At 37.7% G+C, this 21,026-nt stretch carries 17 protein-coding genes and 2 pseudogenes; 6 read left to right on the forward strand and 13 right to left on the reverse strand.

The features are described 5' to 3' along the window. Positions 1-9 precede the first annotated feature (9 nt). Positions 10-1,128: an alanine dehydrogenase gene (gene ald / locus CIL05_RS02980; protein ID WP_095654006.1), complete on the reverse strand. Its 1,119-nt coding sequence runs from the start codon at positions 1,126-1,128 to the stop codon at positions 10-12. Positions 1,129-1,233: 105 nt separating this feature from the next. After that, complete coding sequence (locus CIL05_RS02985) at positions 1,234-2,469, reverse strand: PucR family transcriptional regulator (protein WP_095654007.1); 1,236 nt, start codon at positions 2,467-2,469, stop codon at positions 1,234-1,236. Between the two features lie 343 nt (positions 2,470-2,812). Between CIL05_RS02985 and CIL05_RS02990 the strand changes: the two genes are divergently transcribed. Together CIL05_RS02990 and CIL05_RS02995 are read left to right on the forward strand one after the other, a co-directional pair. Then, complete coding sequence (locus tag CIL05_RS02990; protein WP_095654008.1) at positions 2,813-3,898, forward strand: YkvI family membrane protein; 1,086 nt, start codon at positions 2,813-2,815, stop codon at positions 3,896-3,898. 482 nt (positions 3,899-4,380) lie between these two features. Beyond that, positions 4,381-5,466: pseudogene (locus tag CIL05_RS02995) on the forward strand (YkvI family membrane protein). Between the two features lie 271 nt (positions 5,467-5,737). On the opposite strand, the gene CIL05_RS03000 reads toward CIL05_RS02995, so the two are convergent. From CIL05_RS03000 to CIL05_RS03030, 7 genes are all read right to left on the reverse strand, one after another. Beyond that, positions 5,738-6,655, reverse strand: a complete 918-nt coding sequence (locus CIL05_RS03000; protein WP_095654009.1) for a DUF7916 family protein — start codon at positions 6,653-6,655, stop codon at positions 5,738-5,740. Positions 6,656-6,695: 40 nt separating this feature from the next. After that, complete coding sequence (gene nagE / locus CIL05_RS03005; protein ID WP_095654010.1) at positions 6,696-8,159, reverse strand: N-acetylglucosamine-specific PTS transporter subunit IIBC; 1,464 nt, start codon at positions 8,157-8,159, stop codon at positions 6,696-6,698. A gap of 76 nt (positions 8,160-8,235) precedes the next feature. Beyond that, positions 8,236-9,054, reverse strand: a complete 819-nt coding sequence (locus CIL05_RS03010; RefSeq protein WP_095654011.1) for a PRD domain-containing protein — start codon at positions 9,052-9,054, stop codon at positions 8,236-8,238. Positions 9,055-9,108: 54 nt separating this feature from the next. Next, the gene (locus CIL05_RS03015) at positions 9,109-9,606 is read right to left on the reverse strand and encodes a PTS sugar transporter subunit IIA (protein WP_095654012.1); all 498 of its coding nucleotides are present in this window, start codon (positions 9,604-9,606) and stop codon (positions 9,109-9,111) included. Positions 9,607-9,960: 354 nt separating this feature from the next. Continuing rightward, on the reverse strand, positions 9,961-10,242 hold the full coding sequence (locus CIL05_RS03020) for a hypothetical protein (RefSeq protein WP_095654013.1): 282 nt from the start codon (positions 10,240-10,242) through the stop codon (positions 9,961-9,963). Between the two features lie 40 nt (positions 10,243-10,282). Next, positions 10,283-10,693, reverse strand: a complete 411-nt coding sequence (spx, locus tag CIL05_RS03025) for a transcriptional regulator Spx (protein WP_095654014.1) — start codon at positions 10,691-10,693, stop codon at positions 10,283-10,285. 36 nt (positions 10,694-10,729) lie between these two features. After that, positions 10,730-11,350, reverse strand: a complete 621-nt coding sequence (locus CIL05_RS03030; RefSeq protein WP_095654015.1) for a TetR/AcrR family transcriptional regulator — start codon at positions 11,348-11,350, stop codon at positions 10,730-10,732. A gap of 247 nt (positions 11,351-11,597) precedes the next feature. Between CIL05_RS03030 and CIL05_RS03035 the strand changes: the two genes are divergently transcribed. After that, the gene (locus CIL05_RS03035; RefSeq protein ID WP_095654016.1) at positions 11,598-12,299 is read left to right on the forward strand and encodes an NAD-dependent protein deacylase; all 702 of its coding nucleotides are present in this window, start codon (positions 11,598-11,600) and stop codon (positions 12,297-12,299) included. 125 nt (positions 12,300-12,424) lie between these two features. On the opposite strand, the gene CIL05_RS03040 is transcribed toward CIL05_RS03035, so the two are convergent. Then, positions 12,425-13,027 carry a YpjP family protein gene (locus CIL05_RS03040; protein ID WP_095654017.1) on the reverse strand — a complete coding sequence of 201 codons (603 nt, stop codon included), beginning with the start codon at positions 13,025-13,027 and terminating at the stop codon, positions 12,425-12,427. Between the two features lie 237 nt (positions 13,028-13,264). Next, positions 13,265-14,677 (reverse strand): SpoVR family protein, encoded by a 1,413-nt coding sequence (locus CIL05_RS03045; protein ID WP_095654018.1) that lies wholly within the window; start codon positions 14,675-14,677, stop codon positions 13,265-13,267. 359 nt (positions 14,678-15,036) lie between these two features. Between CIL05_RS03045 and CIL05_RS03050 the strand changes: the two genes are divergently transcribed. Beyond that, on the forward strand, positions 15,037-16,419 hold the full coding sequence (locus CIL05_RS03050; protein ID WP_095654019.1) for an alanine/glycine:cation symporter family protein: 1,383 nt from the start codon (positions 15,037-15,039) through the stop codon (positions 16,417-16,419). A 128-nt stretch (positions 16,420-16,547) separates the two neighbouring features. Continuing rightward, a complete protein-coding gene (gene ymzB / locus CIL05_RS03055; protein ID WP_095654020.1) occupies positions 16,548-16,895 on the forward strand; it encodes a protein YmzB in 348 nt (115 codons plus the stop codon). A 124-nt stretch (positions 16,896-17,019) separates the two neighbouring features. On the opposite strand, the gene yhbH is transcribed toward ymzB, so the two are convergent. Both yhbH and CIL05_RS03065 read right to left on the reverse strand, forming a co-directional pair. Next, a complete protein-coding gene (yhbH, locus tag CIL05_RS03060; protein WP_095654021.1) occupies positions 17,020-18,183 on the reverse strand; it encodes a sporulation protein YhbH in 1,164 nt (387 codons plus the stop codon). A gap of 163 nt (positions 18,184-18,346) precedes the next feature. Beyond that, a complete protein-coding gene (locus CIL05_RS03065; protein ID WP_095654022.1) occupies positions 18,347-20,242 on the reverse strand; it encodes a PrkA family serine protein kinase in 1,896 nt (631 codons plus the stop codon). Between the two features lie 279 nt (positions 20,243-20,521). Between CIL05_RS03065 and brfA the strand changes: the two are divergent. Continuing rightward, a pseudogene (gene brfA / locus CIL05_RS22400) lies at positions 20,522-20,716 on the forward strand (ribosome rescue factor BrfA); the annotation flags it as partial. Between the last annotated feature and the right edge of the window lie 310 nt (positions 20,717-21,026).

Raw genomic sequence — 21,026 nt, forward strand, 5'->3', positions numbered from 1 at the left:
TATAATGGGTTATTCAGAAATTGCCTCATCAACTGTTGCAAAGTCATAACCAAGATCTTTTGCTACTGCTTCAAAGGTAACTTTTCCGTTTACTACGTTAACACCTGTTTGAATTGCTGCATTTTCTTTAATTGCTTTTACAGCACCTTTTGATGCAATTTGGGTTGCATAAGGTATGGTTACATTTGTTAGTGCAATTGTAGCCGTGCGTGGCACTGCACCAGGAATATTAGCAACAGCATAATGCAGGACGTCATGTTTTTCATAGATTGGATCATCATGTGTTGTTACATGATCAACAGTTTCAAAGTTACCACCTTGGTCAATTGCAACATCTACAATAACAGATCCTGGCTGCATTGATTTAACCATGTCCTCTGTTACAAGCTTAGGCGCTTTTGCACCAGGAATTAATACAGAACCGACAACAAGATCAGAATCTTTTACAGCTTCTGCAATATTGTACGGATTAGACATCAATGTTTGAACACTTGTACCGAAAATATCTTCAAGCTGACGTAAACGTGCCGGGTTCAAATCGATAATTGTTACATCTGCACCAAGTCCAAGCGCAATTTTTGCTGCGTTTGTTCCAACAACACCACCACCGATAACGGTAACTTTCCCGCGCTGAACTCCTGGTACACCACTTAAAAGGATACCTTTTCCACCTTTTGACTTTTCAAGATATTGTGCACCGATTTGAGATGCCATACGGCCAGCTACCTCACTCATTGGTGTAAGCAAAGGTAATGTGTTATTTACAGTAATAGTTTCATAAGCGATTGCTGTAACTTCATGTTCGACTAAAGCATGAGTTAATTCAGGTTCATTTGCCAGGTGAAGATAAGTAAATAAAATCAACCCTTTACGGAAATAGCCATACTCGGATGAAAGCGGTTCTTTCACCTTCATAATCATTTCCGCTTTTCCCCAAACGTCTGAAGCGCTTTCAAGGACTTCAGCACCAGCTTCTCTATATTCTTCATTCGTAAAACTACTGCCAAGGCCAGCATCTGCTTCAATAATCACTTGATGCCCTGCACCAAGTAAATTGGCAACGCCAGCTGGTGTCATAGCAACACGATTTTCATTATTTTTTATTTCCTTTGGAACACCTATAATCATCTAAAACACTCCTCATTTACTAATTCTATAATTCCAGTATATAACTTGTTATCGAATTTTTCTTCATTTAGAATACAAAATAGATACGGGATAGTTTGTTAAAAATCACAAACCATCCTGTAAACTTGCCATTTTCAAATCCAGATATAATGTTACTTTCTGATTTGGATCCTTTAGATCAATCCCTGTAATTTCTGTAATTCGTTTCAATCGGTAATTTAATGTGTTTACATGGACGTGGATTTTACTGGCTGCACCTGCAACATTGCTGTCACAATTCAGAAAAACATGGAGCGTTTCCAGTAAATCGGAATTGTTCCTTGTGTCATAGTCCTTTAATTTTTCGATGGAGGTATTTTGATATTGTTCTTCTTTTCTGAGTGTATTTAATTCTGTCAGAAACTGATAAATACCAAGCTCCTGATAGCTAAATATACCCTTCAGTTTTTCAGGAATTCTCCTTTGAAGTTCCAATACCTTCAACGCCTGTTTATAGCTGTAATGTATAGATGCAGGCGAGTTATAGAGAAGACCATAGGATCCTTTCACCTCCTTAATTTCTAGCCGTTCATTGATTTTATGAATAAAGTCAGCAATAAAATGATTGATATTATCTTTGCTATCCATTTTATTTACCAGTCGAATCAGCAGGATCAGCTGGTTTTCATCAAATACACGGCAAACAACATGAACATGATGTAATGATTCTGTTAAATAATGTGCATGTTTTTCAATATTTTCAGATACCTCTCCTTCAAATTCAATAACGGCAATTGTCAGTTGGCCATTCATCTGCAGTCCGAAATATTCAGCCTGTCGGGCAATTTCCCCTTCTTTTAGAATATGTCCTGTCAGCATCTGCCAGAAAAATTCATTATAGTTCACATCTGCTTTTCTTCGTTTTATACGATGTCGAATCAGCTGGCTTTTTACATGGACTGCAGCTTCTTCAAGCAATTTCAGCTGTTCCTGATCAAGTGTTTTTTCATTGGTTTGTACCCAGATGAATCCAATTATTTTATTTCTTTCCCTGACAGATACAGCAACACGGTTTCCGAGACCAACATGTTCAATAGCTGGTACGACGACTGCTTTATCACTTTCAATCAACTTTACCATAATGCCATTTTTCCATAAACTATTTATGACTTCTTCCGGGACCTTTCTTTGAATAATCGTAGCCATTCTTGCTTTGTCTACATTATTTTCGTGCTTGGAATAGGAAATGATCCGATGTTTGGAATCTTCTATTGTAACAGGACAACCCAGAATTTCTGCAATCCGATCGGCTAAACCCTCGGGAGAATCCAATGTATTTTTAAATAAATTTGTGCTGGGCATATGGGCATCCTCCGTTCTTCTCCTATCACTATTTTATCACATATTTTGTAGGTTTTAACAAATGGAATGGTTTAATTTGTGCATTTTTTACAAAGTAATACTTTATTCGATGTGATATAATCTTTTATATTGTCTCATTATTTTAATTAGAAAAATATTTGAAAGCGTTTGCCGTCAAGGCCTAAGGCGCATGCGCTCATATAGCAACGTATGGACTGATGACTTTAGGTTGTGGATTAGTTCAGTGTTGGGATAAATGTTTTCACGTGGGGGTAACTATTATCGGTTACAAATAGCGTTTCAGTAAATACTTAAAAGACAAACAATAAATATGGAGGTCATCATGAAGAAAATCTTAAAAATAGGTAGTGCATTCATTGGTATTATCGTGGGAGCAGGCTTTGCTTCCGGACAGGAAATTCTACAGTATTTTACAAGTTTCGGATATATTGGAATAATTGGAGCTATCGTTTCCACCGCATTATTTGCCTATCTTGGTATGATGTTAACAAGGCTTGGAAGTCGCATGCGGGCAACCTCGCATAAAGAAGCTATCTATAAGGTCAGCGGGAAGTATCTCGGGATTATAGTTGATGCCATCATTATTTTCACCTTATTTGGTGTAGGTGTAGTAATGATAGCAGGGGCAGGTTCTATTTTTAGTCAGCAATTTGGACTATCATCTATTGTAGGAATTATTTTTATGAGTGTTCTTGTCATCGTTACAATGATGCTGAATGTGGACCGGGTCGTGGCCGTAATTGGAAGCATTACACCATTTCTAATACTGGCTGTTATCCTTGTATCCATTTACAGTATCCTAGCCATGGATAATTCTTTCGCTGCATTAAACCCGGTTGCTCAGGAATCACCTTCAGCACTTTCACACTGGCTGCTTTCCGCAATTAACTATGTTTCATTTAATATAGCTGTTGGGGCTTCCATGGCGCTTCTAATGGGTGGCGCAGAGGAAGATGAAAGAATTGCTTCACTTGGCGGACTCGTTGGTGGGCTGGGAATTGGAGTACTGATTGTATTAAGTAATCTGGCTGTATTTTCAAATGTTGATGTTGTTGCAAGCTTTGACATGCCGATGCTGAAAATTGTGGATGATATTTCACCAGTTCTCGGATTCATCTATTCCTTCATATTATTCGGTATGATTTTCAATACAGCTGTAAGTATGTTTTACTCATTCGGTGCACGCTTCACGGAAGTTGGCACAATGAAACAAAGGCTGTTCACAACAGTTACCATTGTAATTGCGTTTGGATTAAGCTTTGTTGGATTTACAGATCTTGTTGCCTGGTTCTACCCAACCATCGGATGGCTTGGAACATTCCTGATATTAGCACTTGTCATTGCACCATTTAGAATGTCATCAGCCAAAAAAAAAGAGGAACAGGAGCAACTTAGAAAAGCGAATTGAAAAATGATCGTATAAAATTTGATAGATTCATGAAAAAAGAGGTTATTCAATTGGTGAATAGCCTCTTTTTGTGCTTGGCAGATAGGAAATAATAAATCCGTAGTTTAAAATCTTCTATAGTTAGAGAACAGTCCAGTATTTCCGCAGGTTCAGTTGGCTACACCTTCTGACGATGCCAATATACACTAAATAGTTCTGAGTTTTCTCATATGTGCATTCTCTTATCCATCACGCTTTTTCACCATAATTTGTGACTTTTAACAAATGAATTGTTTCAGTTTGTAGATTTCGACAAAGTAATTCTTTATTCGACATGGTATACTTTTCTACATTGTTTTATTTAATGAAATTATGAATATTTGAAAGCGTTTACTTAACTAAGAGTATAGACTCTAGTTTCTAACGGATAATCCGGGCAAGAGTCGTTAAACATCGGCAAGCAAGGACAACTTGGGAGACAAACAGCAAATATGGAGGTCATCATGAAGAAAATCTTAACAATGGGCAGCGCATTTATTGGAATTATCGTGGGAGCAGGCTTTGCTTCCGGACAGGAAATTCTGTAGTATTTTACAAGCTTCGGATATATTGGAACTATTGGAGCCATCATTTCTACCGTTTTATTTGCATATCTGGGTATGATGTTAACAAAGCTTGGAAGTCGCATGCGGGCAACCTCGCATAAAGAAGCTATCTATAAAGTCAACGGGAAATATCTCGGGGTTATCGTTGATGCCATCATCGTCTTTACCTTATTTGGTACAGGTGTTGTTATGATAGCAGGTGCGGGTTCAATTTTCAGTCAGCAATTTGATCTTCCGTCAGTTGTGGGAATTGTTCTTATGAGTGCCCTTGTCATCGTTACAATGATGCTGAATGTGGATCGGGTCGTGGCCGTAATTGGAAGCATTACACCGTTCCTGATACTGGCAGTTATCCTTGTATCCATTTACAGTATCCTGGCTATGGATAATTCTTCCGCAGTATTAAACCCGGTTGCTCAGGAGTCAACTCCTGCACTTTCAAACTGGGTGCTATCGGCGATTAACTATGTTTCATTTAATATAGCTCTAGGGGCATCCATGGCCCTTCTAATGGGTGGTGCAGAGGAAGACGAAAGAGTTGCTTCACTTGGCGGACTTGTTGGTGGACTGGGAATTGGAGTACTGATTGTATTAAGCCATCTGGCCATATTCTCAAATGTCGATGTCGTTGCAAGCTTTGACATGCCAATGCTGAAAATTGTGGATGAAATATCACCAATCCTGGGAGTCATCTATTCCATCATCTTGTTTGGTATGATTTTCAATACAGCTGTAAGCATGTCCTACTCATTCGGTGCACGTTTCACCGAAGTTGGCACAAAAAAACAAAAGCTTTTCACAACCGCATCCATTGTAATTGCTTTGAGTTTAAGCTTTGTTGGATTTACAGATCTTGTTGCTTTCTTCTATCCACTCATCGGATTTCTCGGAATATTCCTGATTGTGGCACTGGTCATTGCACCATTTAGAATGCCATCAGCGAAAAGAAAAGAACGACAGGAACAATTAAGAAAAGCGAATTAAAGATAAAAGATTTATTAAAACGACCACCTGCTACCAGGTGGTCGTTTAAGTTTAGGATATAGGAGATGTTATTAAGTAGAAGTATAGAGAGGGTATTTTTCGTGAAATCATTAATAACTCAGCATTGCAGTTAGGAAATAGTAGTAGAGATAGATCAGGTGATTGAAAAAACAGCCGAGAGCAACAATGCGTTGTTCTCGGCTGTCTGTACTATCATTCTTTATTCGGTTATATAGCCTTCATTCACAAATAAAAATTTGAAATGCTTTCTTTATCGATTCACCGATGATGCCATCCTTACATACGTATGACGTCTTCCTCTTATTGCGATCGAATAGGTCATGATATTCTCCGGTACGGCAATGCCATAAAAGCCTGTATCACCAATATGATAAATATCCGCACCTGCCATTTTACTGTTCAGTGCAATCTGCCTGATTGTCGCTTCATCAGCACCTTCTTGACTGGTGCCGATCGTTAGCATGGCTAATGCACCTTTCGAATGTACAAAGCGCACATATTTTTCACTTGTTTCCAGTGTAATTCCTGGAACCGTACCAGGGGCAGGCATGAGGATAATGTCCGCACCTGCTTTGATAAAGCTGGTTAGTGCAGATTCTGAAATAATACTACTACCCGTTTCATCTGCTACACCGGCGCCATGCATCTTACCGGCAATAATCAGACCTTCTTCGCCAAATACTTTTCGAGTCAGCTTTATCGCTGTAACAATTTCATCGTTTGTTACACCGGTTTTGGGATTGCCCGTTAAACAGACAAAATCAAACCCTAATTCTTTTGCCCTTTTCAACGATGTTTCCGTAGCCATGCGCCCCTTTGCAACCTTATCCAGTTTTTCAATTTCCTGTGCGCGGATATCAACCGGCTCCAAATTCAGACCTACAGGACGTCCCGTCAGTTCTTTTACTTTTTGTATAATCGATTGATCTTCATCACATTCATATCCCTCAACAATCGGATTGAAAACATCGAATAGGTTGAGTAACAACAAATCGGCACCAAATGCAGCTGCAAGTTCGGCATTGGAGATACTTGGATATAATGGTGCGACAGCGGTCATCACCTCTGATAACATGACCCTTCCTTCTGACGCTCGAATGGATTGTTTTAATTTCTGTCCATTCATGTTTTGAAAATCTGAAGCCGTACAATCTAAGATCCGTTTCATTTGAATACTCCCCTCTGAATCATCAAATATATTTGCCACATTATTTTCGTAGTTTGTTCACTTCATCTGCAACAAATTGAACGCTTGTTCCAACAATAACCTGGATACTATGCTTTCCAACGATATTGATTCCTGGAACATTGGTAGCCTTAATTTTGTTCTGATCTACTTTATCCATATCTTTAACTTCTACTCGAAGTCGGGTTGTACAATGATCAACAGCTGTGACATTTTCATCCCCGCCAAGTCCATCGTAAATTTGAGCTCCCATGACAGCAAATTTATCTTCTTGGTTATTATTTTCACTTTCGTTTTCTTCTTCCTCTTTTACACCTTCAAGTTTATCTTCTCTTCCTGGTGTTTTTAGGTCAAATTTGACAATTAGAAAGCGGAACAAGAAGTAGTAAATAATAGCAAATACAAGTCCTTGCACAAGAAGCATATATGGTTGGTTTGCAAGTGGATTTACGAAACTCAATGTGTAATCGACAAACCCTGCACTAAAGCCAAAACCAGATGTCCATTCGAAAAATGCTGCGATAAACAATGATAAACCGGTAAGCAATGCATGCACTACATACAATGCTGGCGCTAAAAACATAAATGAAAATTCAAGTGGTTCTGTTACACCAGTTAGGAAAGAAGCAACTGCGGCTGCTAACATTAATGATGCAGCTGTTTTTTTACGACTTGTTTTAGCTGTGTGATACATAGCTAAAGCTGCTGCAGGTAAACCAAACATCATGATTGGGAAAAACCCTGCTTGGTAACGGCCTGTTATTCCCTTAATGCCATCCCCAGCACTACCTGCAAGGAATTTACCTATATCATTTATTCCAATCGTGTCAAACCAGAATACCGAGTTCAATGCGTGGTGCAAACCAGTTGGAATTAAAAGGCGGTTGAAGAAACCGTATAACCCTGCACCAATTGCTCCCAAGTCACTGATTGATGTACCAAACGTAACAAGCCAAGAATAAACAATTGGCCAAACGAATATCATTACAGCAGCGCCAACTACCATTGCAGCTGCTGACATAATTGGGGCAAGTCGTTTACCACTAAAGAATGCTAGAGCATCTGGCAACTTGGCATTACTGAAACGATTGTACATTATCGAGGAAATGACCCCGGCAAAAATCCCCATGAACACATTTCCCTCAATACCTTCAAAGGCAGCATTGACCTCTGATGGATCAATTCCTTTAAGTCCAGCAACTGAACCAACAGATATCAAAGAAGTGAGAACTAAAAATCCGACTAACCCACTTAGTGCCGCTGCACCATGCTTATCTTTAGACAAACCAATTGCTATACCTACAGCAAATAAGACGGCTAGGTTATCAAGTATGGATGTACCAGCATTTAATAAAAACGTACCAGCAATATTCCCCTCAGAAAATCCAAGAATCCAGTTTCCAATACCAGCTAATATTGCCGCTGCAGGTAGAACTGCAACCGGCAACATGATAGATCGACCCAACCTTTGAAAAAAAATTTTCATCTCTAAAATTCCTCCGTTTCTTTTTAACCCTGAAATCGTTATCATACTTAGCAAAGCAAAACGTGATCGATCTACTTTACTTGTTTCTTAATCTTTCAATATGAAGCGTAATATATCCGAGTTCATCTTCCGGCAAATGAATATCATGCTTAGCGGATAGCTCTTGTGCTACACTTGCAGCACAATCATAAGCAATCGGAAATTTCCGCTTAATCATTTGGAACATTTCATCATCCATTGTGTGATGTTCATTATCCTTTAAACGGATCATGGCAAATCGCAAATGGTGAATCAAACGCTCATAAGCAATATCATCTGATTCGACTTTGATTGATAGCTTTTGATTGATTGTCTGTACCATATTTTTTAAAACAGATGTCTGTCTTACAATCTCATGGAGATCACCACCTTGAATTTTCATGGCGTGAACATGGAGAGCAATAAAAGCCGCTTCATCTATCGGTATCCTCATATTAAATTTATTTTCTATATGCTGGATAGCCCAAAGACCTATATCAAATTCCTTCTTATAAAGTACCTTTATTTCCGGAAGTAATTTATTCTTTATATGAATACCTTGTTTTTCTCTATCAATTGCAAATGAAATATGATCTGTTAACGCAATACGAATATGGTCATTCAGCTTTGTACCAAGGTTTTCCTCTGCATAAGCAATAATTTCCTCTGTGATCATAAAATGTTCTTCCGGTATACGTAAAAGCAACTGCTGCAGCTTTTCACTCTCTTTTGATACAAATAGCTTCTCTATTTTTACTTTGTTAACGATATCCTTATTCTTTTTTTCGTAGCCGACACCAGCCCCAATGGCAATTTTCTCCTCATCACCATCCATGACCACAACGGCATTGTTGTTCAGGATTTTTGTTATTCTCACCTGAAGTCACTTCCTTATTGTTACCGTATTTCTATCCATTCAGTTTTTCTTCAACTACGCTTCAGTAGAAGTTATAATCACTGTTTCTCCAGCAGTACCAATCTTCGCGTCTGTCATTCTATATTCCTTACCATTGTTTTGGCTATTCGTGATAATGATCGGAGTAACAGTGTCTGCATGATCACGGATATATTCCAGGTCCGCCTCAATTAACACTTGTCCAACAGAAACTTCATCCCCCTCCTTCACTTTTGCTTCGAATCCCTCTCCTTTAAGTGCTACCGTTTCCAGTCCGATATGAATCAGAATCTCACTGCCATCTTCGGCAAGGATACCAACTGCATGCTTTGTATCAGGAACCTGAATAATTTTCCCATTGACCGGGGACAGGAAATGACCATCTGAAGGCGTGATCGCGATACCCTCTCCCATCATTTTTTGATTGAAAACCGGATCAGGCACTTCCTCTAGTGGGATAATATCTCCATTAACTGGTGCAACGATCTCAATGCTTGCAGGTTGTTTCTTTTTCTTAAACAAATTTAAAGCCATATTTATCTCTCCTTGTTTGTTTTTCATGATAGTATTTGTAACTATTTACTTTATATCAATCAAAGATGATACAACACAAAAAAGACATGACGGTATAAGAAGTGCTTGGGTAAGCATTTCATTTTACCATCATGCCTAATCTAGTCAGTAACATGTGATCGATATAAAATTTCTACTCTTAGAATATCACTTTAATAGTCAAAATGCAACAAATGTTAGCGTCTTCATAATTGCATTTTTTTCATATGTTTGGGTTATTCCAAGCAACGTTCCAATCCCCCTCTTCCAATATGCAGGTTCATCAATAAATTGATCTACTCCATAAACAAAGAAAAAACCCCACTAAATGAGGTTTCATTTCATATGATCCTTATATACTTTTACAAATTGCTCCGGTGAGGTTTTCACAGTATAGGAAAAAACCCCTTTACTTGTGTGCAGGTAAAGAAGGCCTCCTGAAGCTCCAATGAACCGATAAGATATATCCATTACATCTTCAATAGGAAATTCACGGTTTTGTGTGACAATTTTTTCATCATACAAGTAAATCATACGTTGATGTTCAATGTTTATCTGTTCGATGCTATTTACTTCCCGTTGCACTTTAATATACGGCTGCTCCGCTAGCAAATACATGTAAAACCTCCAGTTGAATCTGCCTTTTTTAAATGAATTCCTAACTTTCGGCCAATCTGAGATAATTCAATCTCCACTCCAGCCATTGATGCTGACGTGTTTTTCTTGGCAGAAATTGACGGATATCATCTTCATGATAACCAACTTGAATTCTTTTTTCATCCATAATAATCGGACTTCGCAGTAATCCAGGATGTTTATGAAATAATTCAAGCAGTTCCTGCAATGGAAGTGAATCTATATCCAAATCAAGCTCTTTATAAATTTTGGATCTTGTTGACATAATTTCATCTGTTCCTTCCAATGTCATCCGAAGAATTTGCTGAAGCTCATTTACTGTTAGCGGTTCTTTTAAAATATTTCTTTCCACATAGGAAATCCCATGTTTCGATAACCACTCTTTGGCCTTCCTTGTCGATGAACATGGTGCTCCATAAACTTTTACTTTCATTTATCATACCCCATTTTCATTAAGTAATTTTTACCACTAAATTCCTTGCTTGCAAAGTCCGTTTTTCAAAAGATTCATTTCGATTTTAAAATTGCTCATTGCCTGCTCATAGGTTAATTCCTTGGCAAATTTCTCCACCAGATTATGAAAGGTAACAGACATAATAATTTGTATTACATGAGTTAAATCATCTTCATCCGAAATATTCAAATTCTCTTTATTGATCATCGAGCTTATTTCCCTTAATTTTTCACTGCTTTCATTCACACTGAAGATTTTTGTAAATATGTTTTCTATTTTGTGAGTCATATTTAAGAATGCATTTTTTAAAAACTCGAGATTTTCCTGTGTGGGTATTTCGAGTAATATCAATCGATACATTTCCGTTATTGCATCAAACAAATTGCCATCATTTTTTGACAAAAGTGCAATGAAGTTTCCCTGTCTTGCTTTTGCTTGCTGATTCAGTAAAAATAGATAGGCATCTTCCTTATCTTCAAAGTATTGATAGAAGCTTCCACGTGGGATCCCTGCTGTTTTTACGATATTCGAAATGGATGCTTCAAATAGAGGTACTCTGGAAAACTCCTTCTCAGCAGCAAGTATCAATGTTTGTCTTTTGTCATCAGGTAAATTAAAAAAAGTCTGTTTCGGCAAGTTCTTTCCCCCATATTCCTCTGAAGTGACATGATGTCATTTCCCTATATATTTATAATAAATGACAACATGTCACTTTGTCAATGGATTCGGTGACAATATGTCAAACTGATAGGAAAGTGTTTTTTAGGAAATCAGTATAAGTGTAACTAAAAAGGCTTGGTCATAAGCCAAGTTTTCTAATGTTTTATTATTGCTAATAGAAATGAAACTATTCATGTATACTTAAAATAAGGGAGAGATAAAATTGCTTAAAAAATGGCTCAATGAATCTAATTACACAGTGGTTTTTACTGGGGCAGGCATGTCTACGGAGAGCGGTTTACCTGATTTTCGATCCTCAAAGGGATTGTGGAAACAAAAAGACCCAAGCAAAATTGCCAGTACCGAGGCATTGAATGATAATGTAAGTGAATTCATTGATTTTTATCGTGAACGGGTACTCGGTGTGAAAGAATATAAGCCACATAAGGGACATTATATACTGGCAGATTGGGAGAAACGTGGGAAGATCCAATCGATCATTACACAAAATGTGGATGGTTTTCATCAGCAGGCTGGCAGCAAGCAAGTTGCAGAGCTGCACGGGACATTACAAAAACTGCATTGTCAGTCTTGTGGAAAAGTATACAGCAGTGAGGAATATATAAACCAGGAATATTATTGCAGCTGTGGCGGTATTTTGCGCCCTTCCATTATTTTATTTGGTGAAACACTGCCTCGAGACGCATTTCAATCTGCACTTGCAGAGACAGAAAAAGCAGATTTGTTTATCGTTTTGGGGTCATCTTTAAGTGTTACTCCTGCAAATCAGTTTCCATTAATTGCAAAGGATAATGGAGCAAAATTAGTTATTGTAAACATGGAGCAAACAGAATTTGATTATTATGCGGACCAAGTTATTAATGAAAAAGAGATTGGTGCGCTATTGGAGGAACTGGATAAATAGGTTGTAGTGCTATTTCGGGATCATGGTGGAAATGAAAAAGCACTGGATTGAAATAGGCAAAAAATGCCAGCCACTCCAAATAGGAAGCTGGCATTTTTTATTTTCAGTGGATGTTTACTATAATTTTAAGCCATCCATTTGGGTGGTATGTTTTTATTCCAGTAAATTTCGCCAATTTCATGATGTTCTTCAAAGCTATCATTGCTCAAATGATAGTGAAAATTAAACCAGTATCCTTCCAACGGCCGATTATCTCGTCGAACATGGAATCTGGCAACATCTTTATGTGTCCGGTAATCATAAATATTAAAAATCTTTTCTCCCAATCCCTTGGATGGATGTTCTGTAATACCGAAATATTGGACTTTACCGGATTCTGCTAAAATGGTATGGAGAGCTTCCTCCATATTAAGTAAAATATCATGAAGAAAATCATCTTCTATTTGGTTAGTAATTTTAGACCCTAATTTTGTAATCGTCCGTTCTTTTGCTTTTTCAGTAATAACTTGAATAAAATAGTCGTCTTCATCCAGCTCATGCGGAAAATCCAGTTCTTCTTCCCTAATGTCTGAAATAGGGGGAGAAGCAACTTCATAGCTATCCGAATCTGAAGAAATCGTATCTTTATTTTCATCTGCATCAACATCTAATGAAAGTGGCGGGACATATAATCCCAATGTCATAATTGTAACGAGTACAACGGTTATTTTTCTCATCCAAAGTTTCATAAGACTATCTCCTCTAATCTACTTATTTAAATTTTACCACGATCACGAGATATGTCTATAAGTTTTTAAATTTTTAACAAAATTGTAATACTTATTTTACCTTCCTCATTTTCCTCATTGATTTGATGATTTATCACAGAAATTAAGAAGATATAGGAAAAAGCCTGGAAGAGTTAACTAAAACTTTCCAAGCTCTTTTTGGCAATTAATAATCCACTTACCTTAAACAGTCCCCCGTTATAAATTCCGGCGATGCACCTTCTTTCCATCATATGAATAAATAACATCCTTCTCCTCAACAACCGTCTCCATATACACCGTACGGCCCCACAATTGATAAATGTATGGAAGAACGCTTTCGAGGTACTTAATATCTAACTCTGTTCCTTCATAGCCATGGACTAAATATAATTCCCCATTTCGCAAATAGTCACCATTTTCAACAGTTATATATGGAAATCCTCCATTAACCCGCATGGAGATTAGTTGATCTCTCACGTTTTCATATTCTTTATCCGTAATGCGATAATACTCTCCCTGTTTTTCGAATAAGTACATATCTTCCTGCTGAACCAGTTCTTTGGTTAAATAATTTCGGATAAAGGAAATATCTGATTCAATCTCTCTTACTTCGAATAGCTTTTTTCTTCCTAATCCAGGTTCAGCTCCGAATTTTTGCATTTCTTCAGTGGGATTATTGTATCGTTCTTCAATGTCTTCAAAAATCTTTAACCCAAGATAATATGGATTGATCTGCTGTTTAGATGGTTGTACTACACCTGCATTCAATTTAGCGAATTCAATTGTGTCATCAGTTGTCAGATCCATTTCCCTTAATATTCGCTGATGCCAGTATGAAGCCCAGCCTTCATTCATGATTTTCGTCTCAAGCTGTGGCCAGAAATAAAGCATTTCCTCCCGCATCATTGTAAGAATATCACGTTGCCAGTCCTCCAGCTCACGACTGTATTCCTGAATGAAAAGTAAAATATCTTTTTCAGGCTTTGGTGGCAGCTTTTTTCTTCTTTTCTTCTTATACCTCTTATCAACCCTTTTTTCATCCAGACTCCATAAATCATCATAAGGTGTTTTTATGGAAGGCTTGTCGTCCGCTTCACCCTCTTCTTCTAAATCATATGAAGATAATTTAGGTCTGACAATAGATGGATCAATATGTTCCTGGATCGAGAGGATAGCATCCAGAAAGCTTTCAACCTCATCCTTGCCGTGAATCGTTTCATAGTCAGCAATTCGCTCAGCTGTTGCAGTCATGCTTTCCACCATATCACGCCTTGTATTTGAAAAGCGGACATTATTTTTGAAAAAATCGCAATGTGCAAGTACATGGGCAATGATTAGCTTATTCTGGATAAGGCTGTTCGTATCAAGCAGAAATGCATAACAAGGATCAGAATTAATGACAAGCTCATAAATTTGACTCAGGCCCAAGTCATATTGCAGCTTCATTTTATGAAACTGTTTTCCAAAGCTCCAATGAGTAAAACGTGTTGGCATACCATATGCACCAAATGTATAAATAATATCAGCAGGGCAAATTTCATAACGCATCGGATAAAAATCAAGACCAAACTCGGAAGCTATTTCCGTAATTTCATCAATTGAACGGTAAAGTGCTTTTGTCTCCGTCAAATAGGATCCCTCCAAATGTACTTTTTATAGTGTATGAGTCAGGATTTAAAATGATGAACCAGAGAATTTGATCAGGTGAAAAAATCCTGATTTATATTTAATTCACCCCCCATAATCTTTTTTATCCAATTCATTTAACATCTATTAACAGATATTTGACGTTATTTATCTGTACAAATAACTGATTCAGTATTATTATTAACTATAGTTGAGTTATATTTTCATTTCTTATGCCTTATTTGATACGGATATTGTAAGCGTTCTTTTATATTCCTGTTGCATCGTAAATGATGTCCATTGCAGTAATATTTATAGATATATATGCCTGAAACATTGGAATTTAGGGGGACAAAAAAATTATGTTAACGTTTCTTGAAAACATCAACGAGTTACTTTGGGGTACACCCACGTTAATATTATTAGTTGGGACAGGACTATTTTTAACAGTTATTTTAAAAGGATTACAATTTAAAAAATTGGCATATGCGTTTAAATTAGCATTTTTTAAAGACAAAGACGAAGATCCAAATGCTGAGGGTGATGTAAGTAACTTTAAAGCATTAATGACGTCACTTGCCGGAATGATTGGGAACGGTAACATTGCTGGTGTTGCAACAGCCGTAACACTTGGCGGGCCTGGTGCCATCTTTTGGATGTGGATTGTTGGGTTGCTTGGAATGGCAACGAAATATGCAGAGGCATTACTTGCAATGAAATACCGAGTTAAAAATGAAGACGGTGAGTATTCCAGTGGGCCGATGTACTATATCGAACGGGGTATTGGCCCAAAATGGAAATTTCTCGCTGTAGCTTTTGCGGGATTCGCTGCATTTGCTGCACTTGGTATTGGCAATAGCGTACAGTCCAATACGATAGCTGATGTCATGGAAAACAGCTTTAATATTAGCGGATTGGTAACAGGAATTATTCTGGTTATTCTAACGGCGTTGATTATTTTTGGTGGACTGCAGCGGATAAGTTCAGTTGCCAGTGTTTTCGTACCAGTTATGGCAATACTTTATATTAGTGCTTCTCTTGTTATTCTTGTGATTAATTATGAGAATATCATCCCAGCTTTTTCATTAATTTTTCAATATGCTTTTAATCCAATTTCTGCTGTAGGAGGATTTTCGGGTATTGTTGTTTCTGAAGCGATTCGCCACGGGGTATCAAAAGGGATTTTCTCAAACGAAGCCGGTCTTGGTACAATTGCATTAATCGCTGGTAATGCAAAAACCAACCACCCTGTAAAACAGGCACTTGTTGCAATGACAGGTACATTTATTGTAACAATCATTGTCTGTACGATGACAGGTCTTGTTTTAATAGTAACTGGATTTTGGGATACTACTGGTGGACTACTCTCCGGTGTTACACATGATGCAACACTGGAGGCAGGTGCTTTAACAAGCTCGGCGTTTGGCGCATCCCTGGGTGCTATTGGTGAATATGTTGTTTCCATTTCGGTGGTTTTCTTCGGTTTCTCAACCATACTGGGTTGGTATGTATATGGTGTAAAATGTTTTGAGTATCTATTCGGCCTTAAATACATTGGTATTTATCGAATTATTTACGTCGGGGCAACATTCCTTGGTACCATTGCGAGTCTAAACACGGTATGGGCTTTCGCTGACATGGCAAATGCTTTAATGATGATTCCAAACTTAATTGGCCTTCTACTCTTATACAAAGTTGTTAAAAGTGAGACAGAAGATTTCTTTGGCAAGTTTGGAGTGAGATAAAATTTTTATTAATTAGCCTGAATGATTCGGTTACCTCTTATCCATTAAAAATTCCCATTATGTGTCATGCCAAATCCCTGTATGATTACAACCGCTCAAGGAAAGTTTATATGGTAGGAGGGATTATCTTGGAGCAACATTTCTTATCCGTAGAAGAATTTAACGAGCAGCTAAAGCAATGGCATGGACAAACTGTTAAAATTACAAAACATGAAATGGATGATCTTGATAAAACACTGCTCAATTTAAATACAATTTCCTATTCCACAGATGCGGGAACTATTGACGATTACAAGTCAATGCACACACTGAATTTGAATGGGGATGGCAAAATAGAAACAACAGCCAATCAATTCGAGCCACTACCATCAGCCTTATACGAAATTCCATTGGAGGATACTTCACTTTATGAATTTGATGGAACAAGGTTCATAGTAAGCACAGATCGTGCAGTTTACAAAATTGAACTTACTTGAGAAATGGCAAGTGATTGGACTGTGTTGGGGAGATGAGGCATCAGCCCGAGAACAGAAACATCAACCCACATTCAACAACTAAAAAGCGAAATCAACATAAATAGCGATTTCGCTCTTATTTAAACTAGGCAAGTGCCGCTTCTTTCTGAAAAAACTTCTTCATTGCGTGATAAACATCCTGTTTTTCTTTGAGTATATAGTGTCTGAACTTGGGATCGTCTATCGTTTTGTATGCCGACATTAATGTGGAGTAACGGCTGTATGCATTTACTTCCCCATATCCAAACATACTGGAAACATCCATTAGCTCATTGACGAGTTTAATACAATTCTGATTATCTGATGAAATATTTTCCCCATCTGAAAAGTGGAACGGATAAATATTGTAGCGATGTGGATTGAATTTTTCATCAACAAGCTCCAATGCTTTCAGATAGGCTGACGAACATCTTGTTCCACCACTTTCTCCTTTATAGAAAAAGTCGTCCTCTGTAACAACTTTGGCTTCTGTGTGGTGGGCAATAAATGCAATTTCCACCGTTTCATATTTTGTACGGAGGAACTTTGTCATCCAGAAAAAGAAACTTCTTGCCATATATTTTTCAAAAGTTCCCATGGATCCACTTGTATCCATCATCGCCAGCACAACTGCTTTTGATTCAGGCTTTACTACATCATTCCATGTCTTAAAACGCAGATCATCATTATGAATCGGGGTAATCCCCGGTTTTCCTTTTGTAGCATTTCTTTTTAATGCAGATAATATAGTACGTTTCTTGTCAACATTGCCCATCAACCCTTTTTTGCGGACATCGTTAAATTCAACCTTTTCTGTCGTGATTTCAGCCTGCTCTTTTTTTTGTAAGTTCGGCAGCTCCAGCTCCTTAAATAGAATTTCCTCGATTTCAGCCATGGAGATATCTGCTTCATAATAATCTTCGCCAGGCTGATCACCTGCCTGGTCCCCTTTTCCAGGTCCCTTCTTTCCCTGACCTGGTTCACGTGCGATAACATCACCTATTTCACTATCTCCGTCACCTTGCCCCACATGTTTAGACTTATTGTGATTATAGCGGATTTTATATTCATCCAAAGAACGGATTGGTATTTTTATAATATCACGCCCATTTGACATGATTATATTTTCTTCACTAATTAAATCCGGCAAGTTATTTTTTATGGCTTCTTTTACTTTGTCAGTATGGCGCTGCTGATCTTGATAACCTTTACGATGGAGGGTCCAGTTTTCCTTGGAGACGACAAAACTTTTATCTTGTTTTTCGTGCATTTCCATCCCCACCTATTTATTATTGGAAGATGCCTAACATTTGACACCCTCTATTTTATTTATCTTATGCATCCACAAACAAGTTATTGCCAATTATGTTGAATTTTAGGTAAAAAAAACAAGACTAACGTACTGATCAGTCTTGTTTTTTTATAGTTTAAATCTATCTGTTGAGTAAACTTCCTACATAACGCAGTAATTCGTTTGCTGAAATAGAGTTGTAGCCATATTCATCAATCAGCCTTACAACCACTTCATTAATCTTTTTAAGCTGTGATTCATCTGGTGTTTTTGACGAAGTTGTTATTTTAACTACATCTTTTAAATCTGCAAAAAGTTTCTTTTGAATCGCTTCCCTTAATCTTTCATGCGAATTATAGTCAAAGCGTTTTCCTTTTCGAGCATAGGCAGATATACGAATGAGGATTTCCTCTCTAAATGCTTTTTTTGCATTTTCCGAAATGCCTATTTGCTCCTCAATCGAACGCATTAACTTTTCATCCGGGTTCATCTCTTCACCAGTAAGCGGATCCCTGATTTTATTTTTATTGCAAAAAGCCTCCACATTATCAAGGTAATTATCCATTAGCGTTTTCGCGGATTCTTCATAGGAATACACAAATGCTTTTTGTATTTCTTTCTTGGCAATTTCATCATATTCTCTTCTGGCAACAGCAATATAATTCATATACTTTTCCTTGTCTTCCTGTGAAATCGATGGATGCTGATCAAGCCCATCTTTTAATGACCTTAGTACATCAAGTGCATTAATGGCAGGAACCTCTTTACGAATAATAGTCGAAGAAATTCGATTGATTACATACCTTGGATCAATTCCATGCATTCCTTCATCAGAAAACTCCATCTTTAATTCATCCACATCAATCTGGTTATAGCCTTCGACACTTTCCCCATCGTAAAGCCGCATCTTCTTAACATTATCAATCCCTTGCTTTTTGGAATCCTCAAGTCTTGTCAGGATTGAAAATATAGCAGCAACCCTAAGTGCATGTGGGGCAATATGAACATGGGCCATATCACTTTCCTTGATCATTTTTTCATAAATACGTTCTTCCTGACTCACTCGCAAATTATAAGGAATGGGCATAACAATAATTCTTGAATGAAGTGCTTCATTCTTTTTATTGGATATAAAAGAGCGGTATTCTGTTTCATTCGTGTGGGCCACGATTAGCTCATCAGCACTGATGAGCGCAAATCTTCCTGCCTTAAAATTCCCTTCCTGTGTCAAAGATAGCAGATGCCAAAGGAACTTCTCATCACATTTCAGCATTTCCTGAAATTCCATCATTCCGCGGTTTGCTTTATTTAATTCTCCATCAAACCGGTATGCACGAGGATCTGATTCCGAACCGAATTCAGCAATGGTTGAAAAGTCTATACTCCCCGTCAAATCAGCAATATCCTGTGACTTTGGGTCAGAAGGGGTAAATGTCCCAATTCCAACACGTTTATCCTCCGAGAAAAAGATACGTTCAACTTCAACATCTTCAATACGCCCCCCATATTCTTTCTCCAGTCGCATTGTATTAAGTGGGGACAAGCTTCCCTCAATCCGAATCCCATATTCTCCAGCAAAATCCTCACGTAAATGCTGTGGAATGAGATGAAGCGGATCTTCATGCATTGGACAGCCTTTAATCGCATAAACTGCTCCATCATCCGTTCTTGAAAATTTCTCGAGGCCACGTTTCAGCATGGTTACAATCGTTGATTTCCCACCACTTACAGGACCCATTAATAGTAAAACCCGCTTACGAACATCCAGTCGCTTGGCTGCTGGATGAAGGTATTCCTCTACAAGCCTTTCAATTGCATCCTCCAACCCAAATATTTCTTCTCCAAAGAAATCATACATCCTCTGTCCATCTCTCTCTGTTAAACCAGAGCTTTTAATCATATTATAAATACGGGAATGGGCAGTTTGAGCAACTTCGGGCCGCTGTTTCAAAACATCCAAATAATCCGAGAAAGTACCTTCCCACGTCAGCTGTTTTTCTTCTTCTCTATAATTCCTCACTTTGTTTAGTATATCCATAATACTCCCTCCATCTAGGTAGCGGTTTATACATGTTATGCGGAAGTAGTCTTGATCATGCCGGATAGTTTTTTTAGTAATATTCCGAGCTATCCTGAATAGAAAAAGATTAGCAAATTTCTCATATGAGAAAGTTTTTACCAAGGGGAAAGTGTACCATAACAGAACTATAACTTTAGAAGTTTAGTTCTGCTTTTGTGAAAATGGCCATCTGGTTGCTTCACATCTATCCGAAACTGTGTATAATAGAAACCAACAATTAAATGGAGAGTGATATTCATGGGGAAATCAAAAGCCCTAAAACAACGAGAAAAGTTAGTACGGGAAGGAAAGCTGAATCCGGAAATTGGTCGTAGTCCCTTCTCACAGTTTGATTTAAGAACACGGAAAACAAAAACGAAAAAAGAACAATTATACAGCGTTAAACATAAGAATCATAATTCCGGAAAATGGGAAGATGATTCTTTTTATTTAGGCAAAATTTGTAGGAATAGAGCGTGCCTTTTTAATTTGGGGATAGTTGAGAGATGTAATGGCAATGTTGAGAGATCAGGCATAAAGTTGAGACATATAACGAAAAAGTTGAGAGATGAAGCAGTAATGTTGAGACACACAACGACAAAGTTGAGAGATACCAAGGAAATGCACAATTATCTCTCAACTTCATGCAGCTTTCTCTCAACTTCTTCATACGGATTTCTCTCAACATTTACGATTTTCTCTCAAGTCTCATCTAACTTCTCGGCATACTATTCGCAATAAAAAACCCCGCCCACTGTCACTC

Source organism: Virgibacillus profundi (assembly GCF_002287375.1).
Lineage (GTDB): Bacteria > Bacillota > Bacilli > Bacillales > Amphibacillaceae > Virgibacillus_K > Virgibacillus_K profundi.